Source organism: Corynebacterium sp. HMSC055A01 (assembly GCF_001809405.1).
GTDB lineage: Bacteria > Actinomycetota > Actinomycetes > Mycobacteriales > Mycobacteriaceae > Corynebacterium > Corynebacterium hesseae.
Window position 1 is genome coordinate 36,375 of sequence record NZ_KV797595.1, and the last position, 25,028, is coordinate 61,402.

Here is a 25,028-nt window from a genome sequence, read left to right on the forward strand (position 1 = left end):
CTATACGCACTCGATTTTTTATCGACCACATCAGACAGCAGCCTCAGGCGCCTGAACGGAAAGGGGGACAGCAGCTGTGGACCGCAATGGCACTATTACCTACGACGTGAATGACAACCATGGCCATGTCCCCGTCATGCGTGCGCGCATGTCTCAGCTGCTTGCCCCAGCGGTTGAAGCGGCAGGGGAGAACGCAGTGATTGTCGACGGCACCCTCGGCGCCGGCGGCCACAGTGAGTACTTCCTTAACTGCTTTCCCGCCGCACGCATCATTGGTGTGGATCGTGACTCCGCTTCCTTGAGCAATGCTTCTCGCCGTCTCAGTCCCTTCGCTGACCGCTTCGTCGCCGTCAACGCGCGCTTCGACGAGGTGGGCAGCGCCATTGCGCAGGGCGAGCACGAAATTTTTTCTATCGCGCGGGAGCACGGCATTGCCGGGGCGCTGTTTGATCTTGGTGTGTCATCCATGCAGCTCGATCAGATCGACCGCGGATTTGCGTACAAGACCGACGCGCCGCTGGATATGCGCATGGACCCACGCCAGGAAATGACGGCCGCCGACATTCTGAATACGTATAGTCACGGCGAGCTTGCCCGCATCCTCAAGACTTATGGTGATGAGCGCTTCGCCGGCAAGATTGCGTCCGCTGTGCTCAAAGAAAGGGAAAAGGAACCTTTCAGCAACTCCGCGCGATTAGTTGAGCTGTTGTACGCCGCTATCCCGGCGGCAACTCGCCGCACTGGCGGCCACCCTGCGAAGCGAACCTTCCAGGCTTTGCGCGTCGAGGTCAACCGCGAGCTTGAAGCGATTGAGCAGGTTATCCCCGTAATCACGGATGCCCTGTCCGTTGGTGGGCGCGCGGTGTTTATGAGCTACCAGTCGCTCGAAGATCGCATCGTCAAGCATGCCTTCACCAAACTCAGCACCTCGACCACACCGGCGGGCCTGCCCATGGATCTCCCGGGCACCGCGGCGCACTACTCCATTGTGACGCGTGGGGCCGAGAAGGCGAGCAAGGAAGAGATTGCGGAGAACCCGCGGGCGGCATCCGCCCGGGTGCGCGCTCTCGAGCGTCTTGAAGGGACCCCGTCTTTTCATGAACCGGGAGGTAGGCCATGACGTTGAGAGACCGCACTGCACAGGCAACCGACCGCCGCGACCACGAGAGGACCCACACCATGGGCACTAGCCGCGATTTCACTACTGGAGCCGACGTCTCGGGGCAGGGGACCGCACTGCTTGAGCGGGGTCGCCGTACCACGCCGCTGCCCAGCCGCACTCCGCATCGCGGCACAGTGCCCTCACGACGGGGCGCAACCAGTCTGCGGGGAAACCGCCTTGGGTCGAAGCAGGTAGTGAGCAATCGTGGGCGCCGTGTTGTGCAGCCCACTCGGGTCACTGGCCTTTTCGCCCGCCTGTCCTTCATTGCCATCGGCCTACTTATCGCTGGTGTGGCTGCGGCCATGTGGCTTTCGGGCTTGTCGACGTCCCAGACTTTCAAGATTCAGGAGCTTACCGCCCAGGAATCCACGCTGGATAACCAGCTAGAAACTCTCAACCGAGACTTGGAAAATGTTCGCTCCGCCTCCGATGTTGCCCGCCGTGCCCACGAAGCCAAGATGGGTATCCCGGTCCAGCCGGGCGTTGTGGAAGTCGGTCCGGACGGCAACGTGGAACAAAAGCGTGAGGCAACTCCGGATATGGAATCGGTCATCGATGTCAACGGCGAGCCGGTCCGCCCGGGACAGGCTTCCAGTGACCCGAACGCGACCGCCAACATGTCCGACAACCTGAACGCCCGCCCGAATCTCAACGGAAGGCAGGGCGAGCGTGAGAGCTCTTCCCCGAATGATTCACGTTCGGGAGACAACTCCGAGGGAGGTCAGTCGGGTGAAGGAAACGTAGAGCTGCCGGACATCCCAGCTCAGGCTCCTTACGCCGCTCGGGGGTAGAATCCCTTCCCGCTCCGCGCGTGCCTGCGTGGACGGGCGGCGATCATAGGGCACAATTCGGGATGAGTTCATCTCCACCCCCGCACCAGTGGGGGCACGATGTTTAGCTGTTCAAATACCCATCCTCGCTGCAGATAGAAAGGTGACGTGTGACCCCACCACACTCAGGTGGCCGGCGCCCGAGGCGCGTTTCCGCCGCCCGTGCCGCCCAACCGCGCGGTACCTCTCACCAACCACGGCAGCGTTACGACGCCGACCGCGTCGTTCCCGCGACCCGTTCCCGAAACCCGCGTACCGGCAAGCCGTTTATGAGCCAGCAAAAGACGATGCACCGTCGCGTTCATGTCATTGCGGCGGTACTACTCGTCGTCATGCTGGCGTGGATGGGGCGCCTCGCATGGGTGCAGATCGTGTGGGGCCCAGACTTGGCAGCGAAGGCCGCAGAACAGCGAACTCGTGTTTATGTGGATACCGCTGGGCGTGGCGAGATTCTTGCTCGCGATGGCCAGCGTTTGGCCTACACCATGCGCGCTCGGTCCTTGACTGTGTCACCGACCCGCCTGCGCGATGAGCTTCGTGAACAGGAAGAGCAGAAGGCCTCCGACGAGGCCGAGTTTGCGTCCCTAGCGCCCGACGCAAAGAAGACCTACCTCGACGACAAGGTGACAGAGAGGCTCACCGACATGTCGAAGGGAATCCCGGACAAGCTGAAGGAAGCGGGCATCGACGCCGGGGACGTAGATTCGGAGCAGATCATGGATAAGCTCCGCGCCGATACCCAGTACGAGGTTCTCGTGCGCAACGTCGACCCGGATGTCGCGGTAGCCATCGCTGAGGAATACCACGGCCTGGCTGCCGATGAACAGCAAATCCGCCAGTACCCCAACGGATCGATCGCTGAGAACGTCATTGGCAAGGTATCCATGGATGGCCAGGGACAATTTGGTTTCGAAGCTTCCGGAGACACCACCCTCACGGGAATCGATGGCAGCTCGACGGAAGACGTTTCCGCCAGCGGCCAGGTCATCCCAGGTACTCTCCGCGATCAGGTGCCCACCACCGACGGCAAGAACGTGACGCTGACGCTGGACCTCGACTTGCAGACTTACGTGCAACAAAAGCTGGAGAAGGCGAAGGCCAACTCGAAGGCGAAGAGCGCCGAGGCAGTCGTCTTGGACGCAGCTACCGGCCAGGTTTTGGCGATGGCAAATACTGGAACGGTTGATCCGAACAAGGACATCGAAAAGCAGCTGGACAAGGATAAGACCTTCGATAACCTTGCTGTCTCGCATCCCTTCGAGCCGGGCTCGGTGGCAAAGATCATCACCGCCGCAGCAGCCATTGAAGAGGGGCTTACTGACCCCAATGAGGTTCTGCAAGTGCCCGGTTCCATCGACATGGCCGGCGTGACTGTGAACGATGCCTGGCCGCACGGCGTCGAGCCCTACACCACGACCGGCGTCTTCGGTAAGTCATCGAACGTGGGAACGCTGATGTTGGCGGATCGACTCGGCCAAGATAAGTATGCCGACTACCTGAAGAAGTTCGGCCTCGGCCAGACGACCGGCATCGAGCTGCCCAACGAGTCCCCGGGACTTGTTCCCGATCGCTCGCAGTGGTCGGGCGGAACGTTCGCTAACCTGCCCATCGGCCAAGGCCAATCATGGACCGCCTTGCAATTGGCATCTATTTACCAGGCACTGGCCAATGATGGTGAGCGCATTGAGCCGCGCATCATTGACTCGATTACAGCGCCGGACGGGACGAAGGAAGAACTGGACGAGCCCGAGACCACCCGCGTGGTCAGCACCGAAACCGCGCGCACAGTCGTGGACATGTTCCGCGCCGTTTTCCAGGATGACCCGCAAGGCATCAACAACGGCACCGCCGGAAACGCAAACATTGAGGGCTATCAGCTCTCCGGAAAGACGGGTACCGCGCAGAAAGTCGATGAGAAAACTGGGGCTTATTCCAACTCCAAGTACTGGATCACGTTCGCGGGCGTTGCGCCTGCCGACGACCCCCGCTTCGTCGTCGCCGTCATGCTTGATGAACCTGAATCCGGCGTCAACGACGACGGTTCCGGCGGTCAATCTGCGGCCCCCGTATTCAGCGATATTGCATCCTGGTTGCTAGACCGCGACAATATCCCGCCCTCCCCGCCAGCACCGAAACTGACCTTGCGTGCCGAGTAAAAGCAACAGCGCCGATAAATACACCTAGAGCACAGAACAACAGAGAAGAGGAAGCATCGTGACAAGCAGCACCAGCCTTGAGCGCCTAGCAGAGATTTCTGGGGGCACGGTGATCGGGGATGCCTCGATCACCGTGGGGGCCTGTGGATTGAATTCTGCGACGCTGCCGCCCGGCGGCCTGTTCGCGGCGCTTCCTGGAACACGCGTACATGGCGCGAAGTTCGCCGCAGATACCGCGGCGGCTGCCATTCTTACGGATGCCGAAGGCCAGCGTATTCTCGTCGAAGCAGGGGAGTCGCGGCCGATTCTCGTGGTGGAGGATATCCGCGCCATCCTCGGTACCGTCTCTGCCGAGATTTATGGTCATCCCACGCAAAAGCTCACCATCCTCGGCGTGACGGGCACCTCCGGTAAAACCACGACGAGCTACCTCCTTGAGGCGGGGCTGTTGCACGCAGGCTATTCAGTCGGCCTCATCGGCACGACGGGCACTCGCATCAACCGCGAGCCGGTACCTACGTCCTTGACCACTCCGGAGGCGCCGACCTTGCAGGAGCTTTTTGCGCGAATGGTCTCCGAGGGCGTCACGCACGTCGTGATGGAGGTGTCCTCCCACGCGCTTTCTTTGGGGCGAGTCCAAGGCACGCACTTCAACGTGGGCGGATTTACCAACCTGAGCCAGGACCACCTGGACTTCCATCCGACAATGGAGGACTATTTCGAGGCCAAGGCCATGCTTTTCGACGGGCCCCAAGCCGCCGACCGCTCCGTCATCTGTGTCGATGACGAATGGGGGCGTCGCATAGCGCAGCGAGCAGCTGCACGCCCGGTGATTCAGGTGTCGACGGGCTCGGAGGCGCGCGAGGCTGATATCACCGGCCGCCAGCTGCGCACCGAGGTTACCGGTGCGCAGCAGGTGGAACTCAAGGTCGCCTCTGGTGAGCAGGCCGGTACTTATGAATTCCGCCTGCCCATGCCGGGCACCTTCAACATTGCCAATGCGGCACTCGCGACGGGAATGGCCGCCGCTGTGGGAGTCGAGCCACGAGTTTTCCTCGAAGGAGTCGAAAAGGTGGCGGTCCCAGGCCGCATGGAGCGCATCGACCGCGGCCAAGACTTTGTCGCCGTGGTTGACTACGCACACAAGCCGGCTGCAATCGCGGCCGTGCTGGACACCCTGCGTACGCAGTCGGACGGCAGCGCGGGCCGCATCGGCATCGTCGTTGGCGCAGGTGGCGACCGTGACTCTTCCAAGCGTCCGCTTATGGGCGCGGCGGCCGCGAAGGGCGCCGACCTTGTCGTCGTCACCGACGACAATCCCCGAACCGAAGACCCGGCCGCCATCCGCGCTGCCGTGCTGGCGGGAGCCCGCGAGGCGAACCCGTCGGCCGATATTCGAGAAGTTGGCTCCCGCGCCGAGGCCATCGATGAGGTCGTGACGTGGGCGCAGCCGGGTGATGCTGTCATCGTCGTCGGCAAGGGCCATGAGGTAGGACAGTTGATTGGCGATACCGTTCATCACTTCGATGACCGCGAGGAGATGGCTCGCGCCCTTGATGCCATGGCCACTGCGACTACCCTGAGTAACGAAGAATCCAAGGAGCAAGCATGATTGCGTTAAGCCTCGCTGAGATCGCTCAGATCACGGGCGGCCGCCTGGATAATGTCAACGATCCAGATACCCGAGTGACTGGGTTCGTCGAATTCGATTCTCGTAAGGTCACCCCGGGCGGTCTCTTTGTGGCGCTGCCCGGCGCTCGGGTAGATGGGCACGACTTTGCCAACACCGCGATTGACAAAGGGGCCGCGGCTGTTTTGGCGGCGCGGCCGGTGGGCGTTCCGGCGATCGTCGTCGAGCCGCACGGGCGCGTCGAAGGCGACGGTGCCAATGCGGACATTTATGCCAATGATGCCGATGGCTCCGCCGCGGCCGTCGTTGAAGCACTCTCCGCGCTCGCCCGAGCAGTAACCCAGCGGCTTGCAGCCGAACAGGAGCTCACCATTGTGGGCGTTACTGGTTCGGCGGGAAAGACGTCCACCAAAGACCTCATAGCCACTATCTTCCGTGAGGTGGGGGAGACCGTTGCCCCGCCGGGCTCCTTCAACAATGAAATTGGGCTGCCCTATACAGCCCTGCGCTGCGATGAGCACACGCGCTACCTTGTGGCAGAGATGTCGGCCCGCGGCATTGGGCACATCCGGCACCTGACCAACATCACCGCGCCGCGCGTCGGCGTTGTTCTCAACGTTGGCACAGCACACCTCGGCGAGTTTGGGTCGCGGGAGAACATCGCGAAGGCCAAGGGAGAACTCGTAGAAGCACTGCCGAAGGCTGAAGACGGCGGCGTGGCCGTCCTCAACGCCGATGATCCTTTCGTCGCGGCGATGGCTCCCCGCACGGGGGCCAAGGTGGTGTACTACTCCACGGAAAACCGCCGCGGAGGCGCACCGGCAGCGCAGTATTACGCCACCGATATCGAACTCGACGACGTTGCCCGCCCCTCCTTTACCTTGCATAGCCCGGATGCCGAGCCCGTTGCCGTGAAGCTGCAGGTTTTTGGCTCCCACCAGGTATCCAACGCGCTCGCTGCCGCGGCCGCAGCGATCGAGCTCGGGGTATCGGCCGCCACCGTGGCTGCTGCGTTGTCTGGGCATCGCCTCGCCTCCGAGCACCGCATGGACGTGCGTACACGCCGCGATGGCGTCACTGTCATCGATGACTCCTATAACGCTAACCCGGACTCGATGCGCGCGGCGATCGCCGCCTTGGCCTATACCGCCGCCGCGCGCCCCGATGCTCGTGCCATCGCGGTGCTGGGGGAGATGGGAGAACTCGGCGGCGATGCGGAAAAATCTCACCGCCAGCTCGGTGAGATTTTGGCCAAGTACCACGTGGAGCACTTAGTAGCAGTAGGGGAGAACCCCAACTGCCGGGCAATGGCTAAGGCTGCCATGCAGCAGGGTATAAATACAGTGGTGTGCGCCGATGCCGCGGCGGCTGCAAAGGCTGTCGACGGCATACTGCGCGTGGCCCCGGCAGGGGTCGATGATTGGGCTAACCGTAGCGTTAAGGACGTGGTCTTGATTAAGGCCTCCAATGCCCAACGTCTTTGGTTGGTCGCGGAACAGCTGAACAACAGCTAGCCGCTAGAAAGGACTTCAAGCTCGTGACTCAGATCATCATCGCTGGTGCGGTTAGCTTCCTCGTGGCGATCTTTACCACCCCGGTTCTTATCCGGTACTTTTCCGACACTGGCCGCGGACAGGAGATCCGTGAAGACGGTCCCAAGTCCCACCTGCGCAAGCGTGGTACGCCGACGATGGGTGGACTAGCCATCCTGGCCGGCATCCTTGTGGCCTATCTCGTTGCCAGCATCTACGGGCTCCTGACGGGGCATGAGGGCTTCACCGCGTCGGGTCTCCTCGTCCTTGGTTTGACGCTGGGACTTGGCGCAGTGGGGTTTGCGGATGACTTCATCAAGCTCTTCCGGCACCGCAATCTCGGCCTTAACAAGACCGCAAAGCTCGTCAGCCAGCTCGTGCTGGCGCTGCTCTTCGGCTTCTTTGTTCTGCGCTTCCCCAATGATGATGGCCTGACCCCCGGTTCCACGAAGCTGTCCTTCATCCGTGACCTGAAGACTTTTGACCTCGCCGTCGGCGGCACCGTGATCGGAACCATCGTGTTCTTGATCTTCATGTACATCCTCATCGCCGCGTGGTCGAACGCCGTCAACCTCACCGATGGGCTCGACGGGCTTGCGGCCGGTGTCACGGCCATCGTCATGGGCTCCTACTCGCTGATGACCTTCTGGCAATTCCGGTACTCCTGCGCCACCAACTTCGCCGCCGGCTGCTACCAAGTGCGCGATCCCCTCGATCTGGCCGTGCTCGCGGCTGCGGGCTTGGGCGGCTGCCTCGGGTTCCTGTGGTGGAACGCCGCCCCGGCAAAGATCTTCATGGGAGACACTGGCTCCCTGGCGCTGGGTGGTCTGGTCGCCGGCATCTCCGTCACCAGCCGCACCGAGCTGCTCATGATCATCATCGGCGCGCTCTTCGTCATCGAGACGGTGTCCGTTGTCATCCAAATCGTGGTCTTCCACTCCACCGGCAAGCGTTTCTTCCGTATGGCTCCGATCCACCACCACTTCGAGAATGGTGGCTGGGCAGAAACAGCCGTCGTCGTCCGTTTCTGGTTGCTGGCCGCCATGGCGGCCATGGCCGGCGTCGCCATCTTCTACGGTGATTGGCTGACTGCTGCGGGCATTGGAGTCGGAGCATGACGCGTCCAGAATTCCTATCCGGCCGCGTCCTTATCGCCGGCGCAGGCGTATCTGGTCGCGGTTGCGCGGCGGTCTTGGCCAGCCTGGGCGTGGACCTCACGGTGGCTGACGGCAACGCGGAATCCCGCAGCCGCATCGCCTCCGAGCTGGGCGTCGCTGCCGTAGACACGGCTGCGGCCGACCTTTCGGAGTACTCGCTCGTCGTGACCTCACCAGGATGGCGCCCCGACTCGCCGTTGCTCGTCGCGGCCGCTTCCCAAGGCCTTGAGGTCATCGGCGATGTTGAGTTGGCCTACCGCCTCGACCGCGCAGAGGTCTTCGGCGCCCCTCGCCGCTGGCTCGCGATAACCGGTACGAACGGCAAGACCACGACGACCGGCATGCTCGCCGCCATCATGGCTGCCGATGAGCAGTGCTCCGGCCAGCGCGCACAAGCGGTAGGCAATATCGGCGTCTCGTCCTTTGATGCCCTGGCCGCCGAGCCCCGCGTGGACATCCTCGTGGCGGAGCTCTCCTCTTTCCAACTGCACTGGTCCTCCCAGCTGCGCCCGGAGGTGGGAGCGCTGCTCAACCTCGCCGATGATCACCTGGATTGGCACGGTTCCTTCGATGCCTACGCCGCCGACAAAGCCAAGATCCTGCGCGGGCAGCACGCCGTCTACGGCAAAGATGACGAGCACGTTATAGCTCTCGCCTCCTCGATTCCGGCAGCGACTGCCTTTAGCCACGCCGAGCCCGCTGCGGGTGAGGTGGGAGTTAGCGCCGGTAGTCTCGTGGTGAACGAGGTCGCTGGGATGAAGGCCGCCGTTGTCGAGGACGTCACCACCATCCAGCCCGCCGGCCTGGCCGGGGTGCTGGACGCTGCCGCTGCGTCTGCGGTTGCCGCTCTCGCCGGCGCGCGCCCCGAGTCCATCGCCGAAGGCCTCGCCTCCTATGTGGTGGCGGGGCACCGCGGAGAGGTCGTTCACCGCCACTCTGGCGTGACCTACATCGATAATTCCAAGGCCACGAACCCACACGCCGCGGAAGTCGCTCTGCGCGGCCTGGATTCGGTGGTGTGGGTCGCCGGCGGTCAGCTCAAAGGCGCCGACGTTTCGGACCTACTGCGCACCCACGCGGCGCGGTTGAAGGCGGCGGTTCTGGTGGGCGTCGACAAGCATGTGCTCGCCCAAGCCTTAGCAAAGGAAGCGCCGCACGTCCCCGTCGTCATCGTGGATAGCCACGACCCAGAAGCAGCAATGGAGCAGGCAGTGGCCGCCGCAGTGCAACACGCCGAGGCCGGCGATACCGTACTTTTGGCGCCCGCTGCGGCATCGTTGGACATGTACACCGGAATGAGCCAGCGCGGCGACATCTTTGCCGCCGCTGCCCGCCGTCTCGCCCGCTAGCTAGGAGCACCCAGAAGCCGTGACTGCCACCAGCACCCAGAAGCCACCACGCACGCTGGGACACCACCTGCGTGATCTCCGTGAGCGCCTGCGCGCTTATCCCGGGCTCGATTACTTGGTGCTGCGTATTGCCATCTTTTCACTCATTGGCATTGGCGTGCTCATGGCCTTTTCCTCGTCGATGGCGACGTCCCTTTCAGAAAGCGATAGCCCGTGGTCAGCCGCCCTGCGTCAGTGCGTGCTCGTCGTCGCCGGCCTCATTGTGTTCTGGATTGGCCTGCGCATGTCACCACGCACGCTGCGGGTGCTCGTGCCCTGGTTCTTGGGGCTGTCCATCTTGCTTCTCATCCTCGTCCTCGTTCCCGGGATCGGTACTGGCCGCGCGGAGGTCGGTTCGCAGTCATGGATCATGCTGCCGGGAGGCGTGGCCTTCCAGCCTTCAGAGTTCGCGCGTGTGGCTGTGGGCATGTACGGTGCCTCGGCGCTGGCGGATAAGACGCATCGCTCGATGCGCCTGACGGATCCATTCATGATGTACTCCATCATCGCCGGCATCATGTTCGTACTTATCGTTGCTCAGGGTGACTTGGGCATGGGCGTATCCTTTGCCCTCATCGTTGTCTTTACCCTGGTTTTCGCAGGCGTGGATTGGCGCGTTCCTACCGTCGTCGGCATCTTCGGCGCTATCGGCATGATCACCGTTTTCCTAGCCGGTGGCTTCCGCTCGCACCGCTTCCACACCTACTTCGATGCCTTGCGCGGAAACATTGAGGACACGCAAGGTACAGGTTTCCAGGCTTACCAGGGCTTCCTTTCGCTTGCCGACGGCGGCTTCTGGGGCGTGGGCCTCGGCCAATCGCGCGCCAAGTGGTTCTACCTCCCAGAAGCGAAAAATGACTTCGTCTTCGCCATCATCGGTGAGGAACTGGGGCTGTGGGGCGGTGCCATGGTCATCGGGCTTTTTGCCGTGCTGGGCTATTTTGGACTGCGTACCGCAACCCGCGCGCAGGATCAATTCCAGTCCCTGCTGGCCGCCACATTGGCGGTCGGTGTTGTCGTGCAGGCATTCATCAACATTGGCTACGTCATCGGCGTGCTGCCGGTGACGGGTATTCAGTTGCCGATGATTTCCGCGGGCGGTACAGCTGCGGTGATTACGATCGGTTCGATGGGGCTGCTGTGCAACGTGGCGCGCCATGAGCCGCTCCAAGTGTCCGCGATGCAGAACTTTGGCCGCCCGCTCTTCGACCGCATTTTCTTCATCCCCGAGCCGACGCCGCCCAACGAGCGCCGCGGCGGAGCCCACCGAGCCCCGCGCGAACGCGCGCATGGCAAGCACCCTCAGCGCGTGCGCCGCGAGCACTCCCAACGACAGGTGGAGCGCAGCCGCGAGGAAAGGTTTGGCCGCGCTGTGACGGGGCGCTCGCCGCGTGCGCAGGTACCGCGTGAGGAGCAGCGGCGGGAGTACCGCCGAGAGCGTCGGCGCGGCGAGCGTCGGTAGGGCGGGGCCGCGCTGGTAGCGTGTAGAGCATGAATGACACGCCGATTTCCGTCGTTATCGCAGGTGGCGGCACTGCCGGTCACATTGAACCCGCGCTCGCGGTGGGGGAGGAGCTGCGCTTACGCCACGGCGCGCGGGTGACCGCATTGGGAACCCCACGCGGATTGGAGCGCGATATTGTGCCGGCGCGCGGAGTCGATTTGCGCATGATTACCCCCGTCCCGGTCCCGCGCAAGATCAACGCTGATGCTGTGAAGCTGCCCTGGCGAATCCTCACGTCCGTGCGCGAAACCCGCGCGGTGCTCAAAGACGTTGGGGCCAACGTTGTGTTTGGAACCGGCGGCTATGTCGCCGCCCCGGCCTATTTGGCGGCCAAGTCCTTAGGCATTCCGTTCTTCGTTCTCGAAACCAATGCCCTGGCCGGCATGGCGAACAAGTTAGGCGTGCGTTTGGGCGGCACGGGCATTAACGCGCAAGAAGGTTCTGGGATGCCCGGGGATGTCTTGGGCATCCCCGTGCGGCCGGGCATGGGGGAGGACCCCGACGGCGCAAAGGCGGCAGCTGCTCGCCAGAACTGGAACCTGGACGCACATCGCCCGACCATCGTGGTGACCGGCGGATCACAGGGCGCAGTGAGCATTAACACCGCCGTCGCCGGCGCGCTCGATGACCTATGCCGGGATTTCCAAGTGTTGCATGCTTATGGCAAGAAGAACGAGGCGCCGGCTGGGCGCGAACACTACACGGCGGTGCCTTATATCGATGACATGGCTGGCGCGCTCGCGGTTGCTGACCTCATGGTGTGCCGCTCCGGTGCAATGACCGTGGCCGAGGTTTCCGCCGCCGGTCTACCCGCGCTCTACGTGCCGCTGCCGCACGGCAATGGCGAGCAAGCGCTGAACTCGCGGGCATTGGTGGAGGCGGGGGCCGCGGTCCAGATTCCGGACGCCGAGTTGACCTCGGAGCGCCTTATCAGAGAAGTTCGCGCTATTCTTGACCACCCCGAGGCCCTGGCAGCCATGCGTGCCGCTGCCGATGCCAGCGAGGCCGGCGACGTTGCGGCTGTCATCGCTGACCGCATCGCGCAACGCGTCGCCGCCGGCGTCCGCGATTAGGCGCACAGTACAGGTTTATTAAAGAAGGATTTTTTCACTATGACTGACACCCCCTCCACCACGGACCTGTCCCGCGTTCACTTTGTCGGTATCGGAGGCTCCGGCATGTCCGGTCTCGCGCGCATCCTGGTCAGCCGGGGTGCGGTCGTCACCGGCTCGGACGTTAAGAAATCGACGGCTGTTGACGTCCTCCGCACAATGGGCGCGCACATTGCCATTGGGCATGCGGCCGAGAACCTTGAAATGGCCGGCGATAGGCCGACGGTTGTCGTGACTTCCTTCGCCGCCATCCCGCAGGATAATCCTGAGCTCGCTGCCGCGCGCGCCGCCGGTATTCCGGTTATTCGCCGTTCCGATCTATTGGCCGAGTTGATGGAAGGCCACCGCCAGGTGCTGCTTGCCGGAACCCATGGAAAGACCTCGACCACGTCCATGGCGGTATCCGCGCTCCAACAGGCGGGGCTGGATCCTTCCTTCGCTATCGGTGGACAGCTGAACCGTGCTGGTACGAACGCACACGGCGGTACGGGCGATGCCTTCGTGGCGGAGGCCGATGAGTCCGATGCTTCGCTCTTGCGCTACAGCCCATCCGTGGCCGTGATTACGAACATCGAGCCCGATCACCTCGATTATTTCGGCACCGCGGAGAGCTACTACCAGGTCTTCGATGACTTCGCCGACCGCATTGTCGACGGCGGCTACCTTGTCGTCTGCCTCGAGGATGCGCAGGCGGCCGCCACCGGTGAGCGTGCCGCTGAGCGCGGTATTCAGGTGCTGGGCTATGGCGCGCGCGGCGAGGCAGACGCTGCTTCTTCGGTGCCCCTCGCGGCTGAGGTTGTGGAGGAGACAGTCTCTGCCGTCGGCGCGCACGTCCGCGTTCGCCTGACCCTGCCGGGCCAGGCTCCGCAGGAGCTAAGCTATGACCTGCACGTTCCCGGCCACCACATGGTGCTCAATTCGGCCGCTGCCCTGTTGGCCGGTGCGCTCGCTGGCGGGGATCCGGCGGAGCTCGCCGCGGGCTTGACCGACTTTACGGGCGTGCGCCGTCGCTTTGAGTACCGCGGAAGCGAGCGCGGCATCCGCGTCTTCGACGATTATGCGCACCACCCCACGGAGGTTTCCGCAGTTCTCGGTGCGGCCCGCGCAAAGGCGGATGCGGAGGGCGAGGGCGCGCGCGTCATCGCCTGCTTCCAGCCGCACCTGTACTCCCGGACGATGAAGTTCGACGCCGAATTTGCTCAGGCGCTGGCGCTTGCCGACGCCGCCGTCGTCCTCGACATCTACGGCGCCCGTGAGAAGCCGGTAGAGGGCATTACCTCCCGCATCATCACCGACAAGATGCCGGAAGACATGCCGGTTATCTTCGAGCCCGATTTCTCCGAAGCCGCCAGCGACGTCATCTCCTTGGCACAGCCCGGAGATATCGTCCTGACCATCGGTGCGGGCACGATTACCTACGTGGCTGGCGAGATTCTGTCCGAGCTGGGCAATAAGGACGAGGCGGAGGAGCCGAAGGAACCGAATGTCTAAAAAGGCTGGGGTGCTCGTGGTGGGCGCGGTCCTTCTCGTAGCGGTGATCGCTGCCGCAGTGGTGTGGCTTTTCCCGATCCTTACGGTGAAGTCCTTCGAGGTAGTGGGAAATGACCATGTCACGGCTGAGGACGTGGAACAGGCCAGTGGCGTGCCTAAGGGCACAAACCTGGCGCGCCTGGACGCTCGCGAGGCCGCGCAGGGCGTGGCGGAGATCCCCTGGGTGGAAAGCGCAACTGTGTCGCGGGCTTTTCCCTCGACGGTGCACATTGAAATCGTCGAGCACGAGGCAGTGGCTTTCGTGCGCGACGGTGACAGCACCGTCCTAGTGGATAACCACGGCAAGGAATTCGTGGAAGCCGAGGCGCCGCCCGAAGCCGTGGAAATCACCGGGCACACCGACTCCGGTTCCCCGGAAATGCAAGCGGCCGTCGATGCCGTTGCGGCCCTTCCCGCTCCAATCCGGGAAAAGGTATCGGCCCTCGAGGTCAAGGATAGGTACTCGCTGACGTTCCGAACCAAGGACAACAAGACCATCTTTTGGGGTGCCTCGGAAGACAATAAGAACAAGGCAATCGCTTTCGAGGATGTGCTCAAACTCGAGGGTGAATCCTGGAACATTTCCAACCCGTCGCTGGTGACTCGCCGCTAGGTCCGTCGCGAGTGGGACGGGTGTGGCGCTTGTTAAGAAAACCGCATGTCAGCAACCCTAAAGTAGAGGTTGAGGGTACCGACACGCGGCAAAATGTGCGCCGAAATTACCCCGTTGTCGTTAAAGATGGATGTAACCGCCTCTCGCGAAAAGAGGCGCCTCCTCGTTTACATTAAAAGCTTATTCGAAAGGCAAGAGACCCTCGTATGATCTCATCTAGCAACAACCTCGCGGACATCAAGGTCGTCGGCGTCGGCGGCGGCGGTGTCAACGCTGTCAACCGCATGATCGAAGAAGGGCTCAAGGGAGTCCAGTTCGTCGCCATCAACACCGATTCCCAGGCGCTGATTTTCTCCGATGCGGACACCAAGCTCGACATCGGCCGCGAGGCCACCCGCGGCCTCGGCGCCGGCGCTAACCCGGAGGTTGGCAAGACCTCCGCGGAGGATCACAAGACCGAAATCGAAGACGCCCTCCAAGGCTCCGATATGGTCTTCGTGACGGCCGGCGAAGGCGGCGGAACCGGCACCGGCGCGGCCCCCGTCGTGGCGTCCATCGCGAAGAAGATGGGTGCGCTGACCGTTGGCGTCGTTACCCGCCCATTCAAGTTTGAGGGCGCGCGCCGTACCCGTCAGGCCATGGCTGGCATCGAAGAGCTGCGCGAGGTCTGCGATACCCTCATCGTTATTCCGAATGACCGCCTCATGCAGCTGGGCGGCGAGGAGCTGTCCATCGTCGAGGCCTTCCGCGCCGCCGATGAAGTTCTGCACAATGGTGTTCAGGGTATTACCAACCTCATCACTATCCCGGGCATGATCAACGTCGACTTTGCGGACGTTCGCTCCGTTATGTCCGATGCCGGCTCCGCCCTCATGGGTATCGGCTTCGCTCGTGGGGACAACCGCGCGCTCAACGCCGCCGAGCAGGCCATCAACTCCCCGCTGTTGGAGTCGACCATGGAAGGCGCCAAGGGCGTTCTACTGTCCATCGCTGGTGGCTCCGACCTGGGCCTCCACGAGGTCAACGCAGCCGCCTCCATGGTGGAGGAGCGCGCCGACGAAGACGCCAACATCATCTTCGGCACCATCATCGATGACAACCTCGGTGATGAGGTTCGCGTCACTATCATCGCCACCGGCTTCGACGCACAGGCCAACATGACTACGCAGCCGGCGCAGCCCGGTCAGGCTGCACCGCAGAGTCAGCAGGCCACCCCGGCTGCCCGCCCGGGTTCCCTCTTTGAGAACCGCGCCGAGGCACAGGCGGAAAGCCCCGCCGCATCCCGCGCTGAGGCCCCGCGTGGGGACTACACCCGCGCTGAGCCGCAGCGTGTCGACGCCCAGCGTATCGAGCGCGAGGAGTACACCCCACGCCACTCCTACGAGCGCGAGCAGCCGGCCGAGCCGGCCCCGTCCAGCGGGCTGTTTACCACCTCGGACCGCTTCCGCGGTGAGGAGTACCGCCGCGGCGCCGACGACGAGTACCGCCTCTCGCGCCCCGCTGAGCGCCGTGGCCGCGACTTCGATGATGACGGCGACGACGATCTCGACGTGCCGTCCTTCATGCGTTAGTCCCAGCCCGCTACTCTGGAGTGCATGCCAGTAAACGAGGAAGCACACGTAGCACAACGCCCCGTCCGCATGGTTTTCACCAGCCGTGCCGGCGGGGCGTCGTCGTCCCCTTATAACTCTTTCAACTTGGGTGATCACGTTGGTGATGACCCCGAGGCCGTGACCGCCAATCGCCAGCGGCTTCTGCGGGTGACTGGTCTAGAAGACATCGTGTGGATGGAACAGCTCCACACCAACACGGTCACGGTGGTGGGGGCCGAACGCCGCGGTGTCCGCGAACCCGTCCCCGCCACCGATGCCGTAGTAACCACCGAAAAGCGCTTGGGGCTAGGCGTGCTCGTTGCTGATTGCACACCGGTGCTGCTTGTCGACGTCTCCGCGGGCGTCATCGCCGCCGCCCACGCCGGACGCCTAGGCGCGCGCAACGGAATCGTCCGGAATACGGTCAACACAATGATTGAGCTGGGTGCCACCCCTTCGTCGATCCAAGTGCTCATGGGGCCTGCTGCTTCTGGGCGCAACTATGAGGTGCCGGAGTCGATGGCGGACGACGTCGAGAAGCACCTGCCCGGCTCCAAAACCCGGACCTCTTCTGGAACGTGGGGCGTTGACGTGCGCGCCGGTCTGATTCGCCAGCTGATGGGGATGGGGGTTACGGCCATTGAGTCGGATCCGCGCTGCACGATCGAAGACACTGATTTCTTTTCTTATCGCCGCGAGGGCGTCACCGGGCGTCAAGCCGGTGTGATTTGGTTGGAGGATTAAATGACTAGCAAGGACCCCGCTGAGCGTCGCGAAGAACTACGGGCCGGACTGGAGCGCACCCGCGCTGAGATTCGACGTTTTGCCGCCACGTATGACCGTCCCGTGCCACAGCTGCTGCCGGTGACGAAATTTCACCGGGCAGAGGACATCGCGCTGCTGGGGGAGCTGGGCATTACGGATGTGGCAGAAAACCGTGAGCAGGAGGCGCGCGCCAAAGCAGAGGCGCTGCCCGAGATTCGCTTCCACATGATCGGCCAGATCCAAACCAAAAAGGCGAACCACGTCGCCCGCTGGGCGCACAGCGTGCACTCCCTTGACTCAGAAAAGCTTGCCCGGGCGCTGGACCGAGGAGTGGCGCTTGCCCAAGAACGCGGGCAACGCGAGGACGCCCTTCCGGCATTCATTCAGGTTTCCGCCGATGGCGATACCGCACGCGGCGGATGCCCGCTGGAGGATGTCCCCGCTCTGGTGGATGTCGTTGAAGAGCTGGAGAATGTGCAGCTGCAGGGATTCATGGTGGTTCCTCCACTGGAGAGCGAGCCTGCGGAGGTATTCGCTCGGGTAAGGGCGCTGACCGACGAGGTCGCGGCGAAGCTCGGACGGGCTTTAAAAATGTCAGCCGGAATGAGCGCAGATTTGGAGGCGGCGATTGCATCTGGAACGGATATCGTGCGTGTCGGAACCGGAATCATGGGAGCTCGCCCGCTAGGTTAATTGACATTGCAAAAGCGCATTACAAGACAGCAAATGAACAGCACACACTAGGTCAGAGGGAGACCCAGAATGTCACTGATTGATAGGACTAAAGAGTTCTTCGGGCTGGGCCCGATGGACATGGACACCGACGATGCTTACTACGCTGACGAGCGCAGCTACAGCGCACCGGCGTACGCACCTTCCTACGAGAAGCCGGAAGAGGAATTTGTCCCGACTATCGTGGCGCTGTCGCTCGTCTCCTTTGACGATGCAGCGAAGGTCGGTGGCCCTTTCCGTGACGGTGACGCAGTGGTCTTCGAGCTCACTGACGCTGACCGTGGCTCCGCAAAGCGCTTCGTTGACTTTGCCGCTGGCCTCTGCTTTGCGCTGGAAGGCCGCATGAAGAACCTGACCAAGGGCGTGGACACCAGCCGTAAGGTTTTTGCCATCGTGCCGAAGGGCGCCGATATCTCCACTGTTGAGCTGGAGCGCGCAGCTCACCTGCGCTAAGTACGTCGCGTTCTACCGCCCCATCGATTTCTTTTCTCCCGTGTTGGCTAAGGGGAGGGGAAAGTGGTGGGGCGGTTTCGCATTGATGAAACCGGCGGCGTAGTGAGTACGGGGATAGTTCAGCCGACGATTAGCCGTTCATGTTCGCCGAGCGCGAACCGGAGGGCAGGGGAATACCGTTAGTGGGGGTGGTTCGGATAGGCTCGGGCACTGTGAATGCTTTAGGTTCAATTCTCCTCGTTGCCGTGAGTCTTTACTCGTGGATTTTGTTAGCGCGAATCGTCATCGAAATGATTCAATCTTTTTCGCGCCAATTCAATCCGCCCCGCTGGTTCATGATGGTTGCAGAGGTGCTTTTCGTAGTCACTGACCCGCCGGTTAAGGCGCTGCGAAAGGTGATTCCTCCGCTGCAGTTGGGAGGCGTTGCGCTCGACGTTTCCATCATTGTTTTGTTCCTGCTTTTGTCCATTCTTTCGCAACTGATTTCGTGGCTATTTTTCGGCCCCAGCGGACTTGCTGTGTAACTAACGGGTGTATTAAACCCTCCTGTTAACGTTGAGACTCGTGCCAGCGTTAGATAATGTGTTGATTCGGATACAATGAGTTAGCAAAATCCGTATTATTAACCGCATATGTACCCGGCCTCTGGAACCTCTAGAGGTTTGACCGATTCGTAAGGGGAAGAGAAGTCAATGCCACTGTCACCCGCTGATGTACACAACGTCGCTTTCAGCAAGCCGCCAATTGGCAAGCGTGGCTACAACGAGGATGAGGTAGATCAGTTCCTCGACCTCGTTGAGGATGCTCTTGCTCAGCTGCAGGACGAGAACGATGATCTCCACGCCCAGGTTGAGGAACTGAAGTCTCAGACTTCGGCCGGCGCCGCTGGCGGCGCTACTGCCGCTAAGGTCGACGAGGCCGCTGTGCGCAAGGAAGTTGAATCCAAGCTTCGCGCCGAGTACGAGGCAAAGCTGGCTGACTCCAAGAATGAGATTGCCAAGGCCAAGGAAGAGACGAAGCGTGCGCAGGAGCAGGCAAAGGCTGCTCAGGCACAGTCTTCCCAGGCGTCGGCTGCTCAGGCAAAGGACAACTCCGCCGAGCTCAAGGCAGCTCGCGAGGAAGCTGCCGCCGCCAAGCGCGAGCTCGAGGCTTCCAAGAAGGAACTGGCGAACACGAAGAAGGAGCTGGAGTCCGCAAAGAAGAACTCCGCAGCCTCCACCACCGCCTCTTCCGCCGCTGCCGTGGCTGGTGTGGGCGCTGCCCAGTCCAACGCACAGGGCCTGGCTACCCCGGATACTCATATGCAGGCAGCCCGCGTGCTGGGCTTGGCTCAGGAGATGGCGGACCGTCTCACCAGCGAGGCCAAGGCTGATTCCGAGTCCATGCTGGCTGAGGCCCGCACGGCGGCAGAGAAGCAGCTTGCCGACGCTGACTCCCACTCCAAGGCCCAGCTCGCGGACGCCCAGAAGCGCTACGAAGCTCAGCTGCAGGAGGCCGATACCCGCTCCAAGAAGCTGGTGGCGGACGCTGAGAACAAGGCAAAGCAGACTGAGTCCGACGCTACGTCCCGCGCCGAGGCGCAGATTCGCCAGGCAGAGGAGAAAGCAGCTGCGCTGCAGGCCGATGCCGAGAAGAAGCACACCGAGGTCATGAACACGGTCAAGCAGCAGCAGACCGCTCTGGAGGCTCGCATCTCCGAGCTGCGCACCTTCGAGCGCGAGTACCGTACCCGCCTCAAGACGCTGCTGCAGTCTCAGCTTGAGGAGCTGGAGTCCCGCGGTACCGCTGCTCCCAACGGTGAAGCCGGCAAGTCCAACAATTAATCACTGAATCAGCGGCGTCCCTGCGGGGGCGCCGTTATTCTTTTCTGTGGGTATGTATTCTTAGTAGGTATTGATTTTTCAGGCGTGGCGGGGAAGGAGAGCGCGCATGCTTATCGGTGCATTACTTTTGGCCTTTGTGGCCTTCTTGGCGTTCGTGAATTACATCCTCTCCGCCTCTGAGTGGTCTCTGTACCTGCTCTTTGCTTCTGCCGGGGTAGGCATTGTTCTGTTTATCGCAGATACCGTGATTAAACTGCGCCGCAAGCACGACGAGTAGCCCTCGCCCCCAGGAGTTCTGGGTGGAGGGCTTTTTCTGCGAAGACACCTAGTTGTGTCGCTCCTAGTCGTCTCTTTCCGGGGCGTCGAATAGCCCGGGAGGCGCTTGCAGAGGCGTGGGCGGCGGGAGGGGACCGTACGTCTTTGTGGCCGTTCCGTTGACCCGGGCCATGCGGCCGCGTCCCGGTGGCGCGTTCGGATCGTCCTGGTTCACGCCATTGTGATACGGGCACAGCATCACCAGGTTTTCCTGGTTGGTATACCCGCCGTTCTTCCACGCGATGAGATGGTGAACTTGGCATTCATCGGCGGGCTTCATGCAGGAGCCCCAAGCACAGACCGGGAACTCAGCCATGGCCATGATGCGCTGCTTGATGCTGGCGGAGCGCTCCTCATAGTAGAGGTTGACCGGCCCGTGATAGGGGTGGAAGAGAGTCGCCAGCGCGCCATCGAGGTCGATCTCTTCGGCTATGACCTTGTTGAGGTATTCCGCGCCGGTCATCGTTGCGCCGTTGGTCATCTGCAGCGTGATTTCCTCGCCGTCGCCGTTGAGAATCTTCGTCATTGCATCCAGCGGGACCAAGATATTGGTTTGCAAACCGCGGCGCGGGGCGGCGCCTTTGAAGAAAGCTTCGCGGATGGATTCGAGGGGACGTTCGCGGTCGACGGCGTCGCTAAGCTCTGCAATCATTTGCGCGGGGCCTGTGATTGCCATCGTCCACGGTGCATTGCGGCGGCGGTAGATGGTCACGCCCTCCTTCGGTGCGGGCGGGGCCGAGTGTTCTTTGAGCTTCTTCTTCGCCAGCTTTTCCATCGCGAGGGTATCGGCGCTGGTCCGGCACAGCTCCAGGCGCAACTTCCATCCCAATGCCTGCGTCTTGGCTTTGCGGGCATAGCGGTCAATGATCTCCAGAGTGGGCAATGAGTGGCCGCGCTGGCGCGCAGCCTTCACTGCATCACGTTGCATCTTGGTCATGGCGGTCTTGCCAAAGAAGCTCGTGTGCAGCCGCACCAACTGCGCGGCAGTTTTGTCGGGGGAACCGGCGGCGATGAGGTCTGCTTCAGACATGCCTTCGCACTCGGCGATGACATCGATGCCGGCCCCGAGTGCGTTGAGGAAAGTCTGTAGCGCGTTCATATTTGTGGAGCATAAAACACCTTCTGAGCTGCGCGCATTAGAAAAAATGTTCCTGTGGAAAACTGTTTCTCAGGCACCTCTTTTGTGCACTGTCGTTTCTATTTTGGGGTTCACGGGAACCTGCGCCTGTGAAAACTTGACCCCTCGGTTATACTTTGGAGCTATATGCAGTGAGCCGGCTATCACCGGGGAGCATTCCGGAAGAACGTGAGGCGCGTGAGCGTCGCATTATTAGAACCGGGCGGGTAGGGACCGTCATCTCCTTCACATCAACGAAGCGGGGCGCCTCGGCGCCCAAGCGGGGTGGTACCGCGAGCCGTACGGCGCGTCCCCGTCACAGCGAACGAGTGAAGGAATTTTTAGATGAGCAACAACCCCGCGAACGTCGGCAGTGTTTATCCCAAAGTCGATATGACTGCTGGGTCTTCCCGTTTCCCCGATATGGAGCAGGAAGTCCAGAAGTACTGGAAGGCCGACGACACCTTTAAAGCCAGCCTCGAGCAGACCGAAGGCTGCCCCGAGTATGTCTTTTATGACGGCCCTCCCTTTGCCAACGGTCTGCCGCACTACGGCCACCTGCTGACCGGTTATGTCAAGGACATCGTCCCGCGCTACCGCACCATGGCCGGCAATCACGTCCCTCGCGTCTTTGGCTGGGATACGCACGGCTTGCCGGCGGAGCTGGAGGCAGAAAAGCAGCTCGGCATCACGGACAAGGGCCAGATCGAGGAGATGGGCCTGGAGAAGTTCAACGAGTACTGCGCCAAGTCCGTCCTCGAGTACACCGATGAGTGGGAAGAGTATGTCAACCGCCAGGCTCGCTGGGTGGATTTCGAGAACGGCTACAAGACCATGGACTTGGAGTACATGGAGTCTGTCATGTGGGCGTTCAAGGAGCTCTATGACAAGGGCCTGATCTACCAGGGATTTAGGGTTCTGCCGTACTCCTGGGCGGAGCACACCTCCCTGTCGAACCAGGAGACCCGCCTGGATGACTCCTACAAGATGCGTCAGGACCCGACCCTGACGGTGACGTTCCCGGTGGCTGGTGCCGTGGAGGGAAGTGCGGCGGAGAAGACGTTGGCGGAGAACGCCGAGCTTGCCGACGCCTCCTTCCTCGCCTGGACCACCACCCCGTGGACCCTGCCGTCCAACCTGGCTCTGGCGGTCCACCCGGAGGTTGATTACGTCCTGTTCAAGGCCACCGAGGGCGACTTTGCTGGCCGTACCTTCGTGATGGCTGAAGCACTGACCGGCACCCTGGCGAAGGAGCTGGGTGAGGTGGAAGTCCTCAAGACGTTCAAGGGCGCGGAGCTGGAGGGCTTCAAGTACGAGCCCATCTTCGGATTCTTCCCGGACGTGGAGAATGCGTACCAGGTCTTGCTTGCTGACTACGTCACCACCGAGGACGGCACCGGTGTGGTCCACCAGGCCCCGGCCTTCGGTGAGGACGATATGCTCACCTGCCAGAAGTACGGCGTGGGCCTGGTCATCCCGGTGGATGAGGACGGCAAGTTTACCTCCCAGGTACCGCCGTATGAAGGCCAGCTCGTCTTCGATGCCAACAAGGCCATCATCAAGGACCTCAAGGCCGCTGGCCGCGTGGTACGCCACGTGACCATCGAGCACTCCTACCCGCACTCCTGGCGCTCCGGCGAGCCGCTCATCTACATGGCGCTGCCTGCATGGTTCGTCAAGGTGACGGAGTTCCGTGACCGCATGGTCGAGCTCAACCACAATGAGATCGAGTGGCTGCCGGAGCACATCCGCGACGGCCAGTTCGGCAAGTGGCTGGAGGGCGCTCGCGACTGGAACATCTCCCGCACCCGCTACTGGGGCGCTCCGATCCCGGCGTGGATCTCCGATAACCCGGAGTACCCGCGAGTCGATGTCTATGGCTCGCTGGATGAGCTGGAGCGTGACTTTGGCGTGCGTCCGACGAGCCTGCACCGCCCGTACATTGATGAGCTGACTCGTCCGAACCCGGATGATCCGACGGGCAAGTCCACGATGCGCCGCGTGCCGGATGTGTTGGATTGCTGGTTTGAGTCCGGCTCGATGCCGTTCGCTCAGAAGCACTACCCGTTTGAGAACAAGGAATGGTTTGAGACGCATTCCCCGGCGGACTTCATCGTGGAGTATTCCGGCCAAACGCGCGGCTGGTTCTACCTCCTGCACGTGTTGTCCACCGCCCTGTTCGACCGCCCGGCGTTCAAGAAGGTTGTCGCCCACGGCATCGTGTTGGGCAATGATGGCCTGAAGATGTCGAAGTCCAAGGGCAACTATCCGAATGTGAATGAGGTCTTCGACCGCGATGGCTCGGATGCGATGCGCTGGTTCCTCATGTCTTCGCCGATCTTGCGCGGCGGCAACCTCATCGTCACCGAGCAGGGCATCCGCGAGGGCGTGCGCCAGGCCATCCTGCCGATCTGGAACTCGTACACCTTCCTGCAGCTCTACGCCTCCCAGGACGCAAAGTTCGACGTGAGCTCCACCAACGTGCTGGACCGCTACATCTTGGCCAAGACCCATGACTTGGTGAAGAACACCAACGACGCGCTGGCGAATACCGATATTGCTTCGGCAACGGAGGAGGTCCGCCTCTTCGCGGACGCGCTGACCAACTGGTACGTGCGCCGCTCCCGTGACCGTTTCTGGGAGGGCGAGGAAGCCCATCCGGAGGCCTTCAACACGCTCTACACGGTCCTGGAGACGGTCTCCCGCGTGGTGGCGCCGTTGCTGCCGCATGTGGCCGAGGTTATCTACCGCGGCCTGACCGGTGAGCGTTCCGTGCATTTGGCTTCTTACCCGAAGGCCGAGGACTACCCGGCTGACGATGCCCTCGTGGCCGCCATGGATGCCACCCGCGCGGTGGCCTCCGCGGCGTCCTCGGTGCGCAAGTCCAACAAGCTGCGCAACCGCCTGCCGCTGCCGAAGCTGACGGTGGCGATGAAGGATTCGGCGCGCCTGGCGGATTTCAAGGACATCATCCGGGATGAGGTCAACGTTAAGGACGTTGAGCTTACCGACGATGTCGACGCGGTGGGCACCTTCGAGGTCGTGTGCAACGCCAAGGTAGCCGGACCGCGCTTGGGCAAGGATGTTCAGCGAGCCATCAAGAACCTCAAGGCGGGCAACTACGTGCGCGAGGGCGAGGACGTCGTGGTCGACGGCGATATCCGCCTGTCCCCGGACGAGTACACCGAGCGCCTCATGGCGGCGAATGCGAAGTCGACGGCTCGTGTGGAAGGGCTCGATGGCCTCGTCGCCGTGGATACCGAGGTGACGGAGGAGCTCGAGGCAGAGGGCTGGGCAGCGGATGTCATCCGCGGCCTGCAGGATGCGCGTAAGGCCGAGGATTTCGTGGTGACTGACCGCATCACCGTGGTTCTCTCCGTTCCAGCGGAGAAGGAAGAGTGGGCTCATCGCCACCGCGAGCACATCGCGGCGGAGGTGCTTGCCGTCGACTTCACTGTGACGGCCCAGGCTCTCGAGCCAAGCGATGGACAGAACATCCATGATGTCCTCAAGGGCGTGACGGCTACCGTGGCCAAGGCCTAAATCCGCAGCGAAAAGCTCCGCTTCCCTCGAGTGGGAGGCGGAGCTTTGAGCATTTGCGCACTGGTGGCGCAAGG

General features: G+C 62.2%; 20 protein-coding genes. 19 read left to right on the plus strand and 1 reads right to left on the minus strand.

Going from position 1 to position 25,028, the window contains the following annotated elements; genetic code table 11:
- Positions 1 to 76: 76 nt before the first annotated feature.
- The 18 genes from rsmH to HMPREF2604_RS14140 all read left to right on the plus strand — a co-directional run bounded on the left by rsmH (position 77) and on the right by HMPREF2604_RS14140 (position 20,256).
- Positions 77 to 1,120: a 16S rRNA (cytosine(1402)-N(4))-methyltransferase RsmH gene (gene rsmH, locus HMPREF2604_RS11335; RefSeq protein ID WP_070565452.1), complete on the plus strand. Its 1,044-nt coding sequence runs from the start codon at positions 77 to 79 to the stop codon at positions 1,118 to 1,120.
- Positions 1,117 to 1,953, plus strand: coding sequence for a cell division protein FtsL (locus HMPREF2604_RS11340; protein WP_070565454.1), 837 nt, complete (start codon positions 1,117 to 1,119; stop codon positions 1,951 to 1,953). The genes rsmH and HMPREF2604_RS11340 overlap by 4 nt, the downstream gene beginning before the upstream one ends.
- A 326-nt stretch (positions 1,954 to 2,279) precedes the next feature.
- Positions 2,280 to 4,148 carry a peptidoglycan D,D-transpeptidase FtsI family protein gene (locus tag HMPREF2604_RS11345; protein ID WP_070519851.1) on the plus strand — a complete coding sequence of 623 codons (1,869 nt, stop codon included), beginning with the start codon at positions 2,280 to 2,282 and terminating at the stop codon, positions 4,146 to 4,148.
- 58 nt (positions 4,149 to 4,206) lie between these two features.
- Positions 4,207 to 5,760, plus strand: coding sequence for a UDP-N-acetylmuramoyl-L-alanyl-D-glutamate--2,6-diaminopimelate ligase (locus HMPREF2604_RS11350; protein WP_070519853.1), 1,554 nt, complete (start codon positions 4,207 to 4,209; stop codon positions 5,758 to 5,760).
- On the plus strand, positions 5,757 to 7,292 hold the full coding sequence (gene murF, locus HMPREF2604_RS11355) for a UDP-N-acetylmuramoyl-tripeptide--D-alanyl-D-alanine ligase (RefSeq protein WP_070519855.1): 1,536 nt from the start codon (positions 5,757 to 5,759) through the stop codon (positions 7,290 to 7,292). The genes HMPREF2604_RS11350 and murF overlap by 4 nt, the downstream gene beginning before the upstream one ends.
- Before the next feature lie 23 nt (positions 7,293 to 7,315).
- Complete coding sequence (gene mraY, locus HMPREF2604_RS11360) at positions 7,316 to 8,428, plus strand: phospho-N-acetylmuramoyl-pentapeptide-transferase (RefSeq protein ID WP_070519857.1); 1,113 nt, start codon at positions 7,316 to 7,318, stop codon at positions 8,426 to 8,428.
- Positions 8,425 to 9,816: a UDP-N-acetylmuramoyl-L-alanine--D-glutamate ligase gene (murD, locus tag HMPREF2604_RS11365; RefSeq protein ID WP_070565456.1), complete on the plus strand. Its 1,392-nt coding sequence runs from the start codon at positions 8,425 to 8,427 to the stop codon at positions 9,814 to 9,816. The genes mraY and murD overlap by 4 nt, the downstream gene beginning before the upstream one ends.
- 19 nt (positions 9,817 to 9,835) lie before the next feature.
- Positions 9,836 to 11,317 (plus strand): FtsW/RodA/SpoVE family cell cycle protein, encoded by a 1,482-nt coding sequence (locus HMPREF2604_RS11370; protein WP_070565458.1) that lies wholly within the window; start codon positions 9,836 to 9,838, stop codon positions 11,315 to 11,317.
- 29 nt (positions 11,318 to 11,346) lie between these two features.
- Positions 11,347 to 12,432 carry an undecaprenyldiphospho-muramoylpentapeptide beta-N-acetylglucosaminyltransferase gene (gene murG / locus HMPREF2604_RS11375; RefSeq protein WP_070519863.1) on the plus strand — a complete coding sequence of 362 codons (1,086 nt, stop codon included), beginning with the start codon at positions 11,347 to 11,349 and terminating at the stop codon, positions 12,430 to 12,432.
- A 39-nt stretch (positions 12,433 to 12,471) separates the two neighbouring features.
- A complete protein-coding gene (murC, locus tag HMPREF2604_RS11380) occupies positions 12,472 to 13,962 on the plus strand; it encodes a UDP-N-acetylmuramate--L-alanine ligase (protein WP_070565460.1) in 1,491 nt (496 codons plus the stop codon).
- Positions 13,955 to 14,614 (plus strand): cell division protein FtsQ/DivIB, encoded by a 660-nt coding sequence (locus HMPREF2604_RS11385; RefSeq protein WP_070565462.1) that lies wholly within the window; start codon positions 13,955 to 13,957, stop codon positions 14,612 to 14,614. The genes murC and HMPREF2604_RS11385 overlap by 8 nt, the downstream gene beginning before the upstream one ends.
- A gap of 206 nt (positions 14,615 to 14,820) precedes the next feature.
- On the plus strand, positions 14,821 to 16,185 hold the full coding sequence (gene ftsZ / locus HMPREF2604_RS11390) for a cell division protein FtsZ (protein WP_070565464.1): 1,365 nt from the start codon (positions 14,821 to 14,823) through the stop codon (positions 16,183 to 16,185).
- Between the two features lie 24 nt (positions 16,186 to 16,209).
- Entirely contained in the window at positions 16,210 to 16,950 is a 741-nt protein-coding gene (pgeF, locus tag HMPREF2604_RS11395) for a peptidoglycan editing factor PgeF (RefSeq protein WP_070565466.1), read from the plus strand.
- Complete coding sequence (locus HMPREF2604_RS11400; RefSeq protein WP_070565468.1) at positions 16,951 to 17,664, plus strand: YggS family pyridoxal phosphate-dependent enzyme; 714 nt, start codon at positions 16,951 to 16,953, stop codon at positions 17,662 to 17,664. It abuts the gene before it with no gap.
- Between the two features lie 69 nt (positions 17,665 to 17,733).
- Positions 17,734 to 18,156, plus strand: coding sequence for a cell division protein SepF (locus tag HMPREF2604_RS11405; protein ID WP_070519876.1), 423 nt, complete (start codon positions 17,734 to 17,736; stop codon positions 18,154 to 18,156).
- Between the two features lie 212 nt (positions 18,157 to 18,368).
- Positions 18,369 to 18,680, plus strand: coding sequence for a YggT family protein (locus HMPREF2604_RS11410; protein ID WP_070520150.1), 312 nt, complete (start codon positions 18,369 to 18,371; stop codon positions 18,678 to 18,680).
- Positions 18,681 to 18,848: 168 nt separating this feature from the next.
- Positions 18,849 to 19,979, plus strand: a complete 1,131-nt coding sequence (locus tag HMPREF2604_RS11415) for a DivIVA domain-containing protein (RefSeq protein WP_070565470.1) — start codon at positions 18,849 to 18,851, stop codon at positions 19,977 to 19,979.
- A gap of 106 nt (positions 19,980 to 20,085) precedes the next feature.
- Positions 20,086 to 20,256: a hypothetical protein gene (locus HMPREF2604_RS14140; RefSeq protein ID WP_168163002.1), complete on the plus strand. Its 171-nt coding sequence runs from the start codon at positions 20,086 to 20,088 to the stop codon at positions 20,254 to 20,256.
- A gap of 63 nt (positions 20,257 to 20,319) precedes the next feature.
- Here the strand turns inward: HMPREF2604_RS14140 and HMPREF2604_RS11420 are convergent, their stop codons facing one another.
- Positions 20,320 to 21,393, minus strand: coding sequence for an HNH endonuclease signature motif containing protein (locus tag HMPREF2604_RS11420; RefSeq protein ID WP_070565472.1), 1,074 nt, complete (start codon positions 21,391 to 21,393; stop codon positions 20,320 to 20,322).
- 363 nt (positions 21,394 to 21,756) lie between these two features.
- Here HMPREF2604_RS11420 and ileS point away from each other — a divergent pair, with 363 nt between their 5' ends.
- Positions 21,757 to 24,954, plus strand: a complete 3,198-nt coding sequence (gene ileS / locus HMPREF2604_RS11425) for an isoleucine--tRNA ligase (protein ID WP_070565474.1) — start codon at positions 21,757 to 21,759, stop codon at positions 24,952 to 24,954.
- The last annotated feature ends 74 nt before the right edge of the window (positions 24,955 to 25,028 follow it).

Excerpts from the sequence above, each read along its gene's own strand:
- pgeF (WP_070565466.1), top strand. The coding sequence starts at position 16,210 with ATGCCAGTAAACGAGGAAGCACACGTAGCACAACGCCCCGTCCGCATG.
- HMPREF2604_RS11415 (WP_070565470.1), top strand. The coding sequence starts at position 18,849 with ATGCCACTGTCACCCGCTGATGTACACAACGTCGCTTTCAGCAAGCCG.
- HMPREF2604_RS11385 (WP_070565462.1), top strand. The coding sequence starts at position 13,955 with ATGTCTAAAAAGGCTGGGGTGCTCGTGGTGGGCGCGGTCCTTCTCGTA.
- murG (WP_070519863.1), top strand. The coding sequence starts at position 11,347 with ATGAATGACACGCCGATTTCCGTCGTTATCGCAGGTGGCGGCACTGCC.
- HMPREF2604_RS11345 (WP_070519851.1), top strand. The coding sequence starts at position 2,280 with ATGCACCGTCGCGTTCATGTCATTGCGGCGGTACTACTCGTCGTCATG.
- ileS (WP_070565474.1), top strand. The coding sequence starts at position 21,757 with ATGAGCAACAACCCCGCGAACGTCGGCAGTGTTTATCCCAAAGTCGAT.
- ftsZ (WP_070565464.1), top strand. The coding sequence starts at position 14,821 with ATGATCTCATCTAGCAACAACCTCGCGGACATCAAGGTCGTCGGCGTC.
- HMPREF2604_RS14140 (WP_168163002.1), top strand. The coding sequence starts at position 20,086 with ATGCTTATCGGTGCATTACTTTTGGCCTTTGTGGCCTTCTTGGCGTTC.
- HMPREF2604_RS11340 (WP_070565454.1), top strand. The coding sequence starts at position 1,117 with ATGACGTTGAGAGACCGCACTGCACAGGCAACCGACCGCCGCGACCAC.
- HMPREF2604_RS11420 (WP_070565472.1), bottom strand. The coding sequence starts at position 21,393 with ATGAACGCGCTACAGACTTTCCTCAACGCACTCGGGGCCGGCATCGAT.
- HMPREF2604_RS11405 (WP_070519876.1), top strand. The coding sequence starts at position 17,734 with ATGTCACTGATTGATAGGACTAAAGAGTTCTTCGGGCTGGGCCCGATG.
- murD (WP_070565456.1), top strand. The coding sequence starts at position 8,425 with ATGACGCGTCCAGAATTCCTATCCGGCCGCGTCCTTATCGCCGGCGCA.
- HMPREF2604_RS11400 (WP_070565468.1), top strand. The coding sequence starts at position 16,951 with ATGACTAGCAAGGACCCCGCTGAGCGTCGCGAAGAACTACGGGCCGGA.
- murC (WP_070565460.1), top strand. The coding sequence starts at position 12,472 with ATGACTGACACCCCCTCCACCACGGACCTGTCCCGCGTTCACTTTGTC.
- murF (WP_070519855.1), top strand. The coding sequence starts at position 5,757 with ATGATTGCGTTAAGCCTCGCTGAGATCGCTCAGATCACGGGCGGCCGC.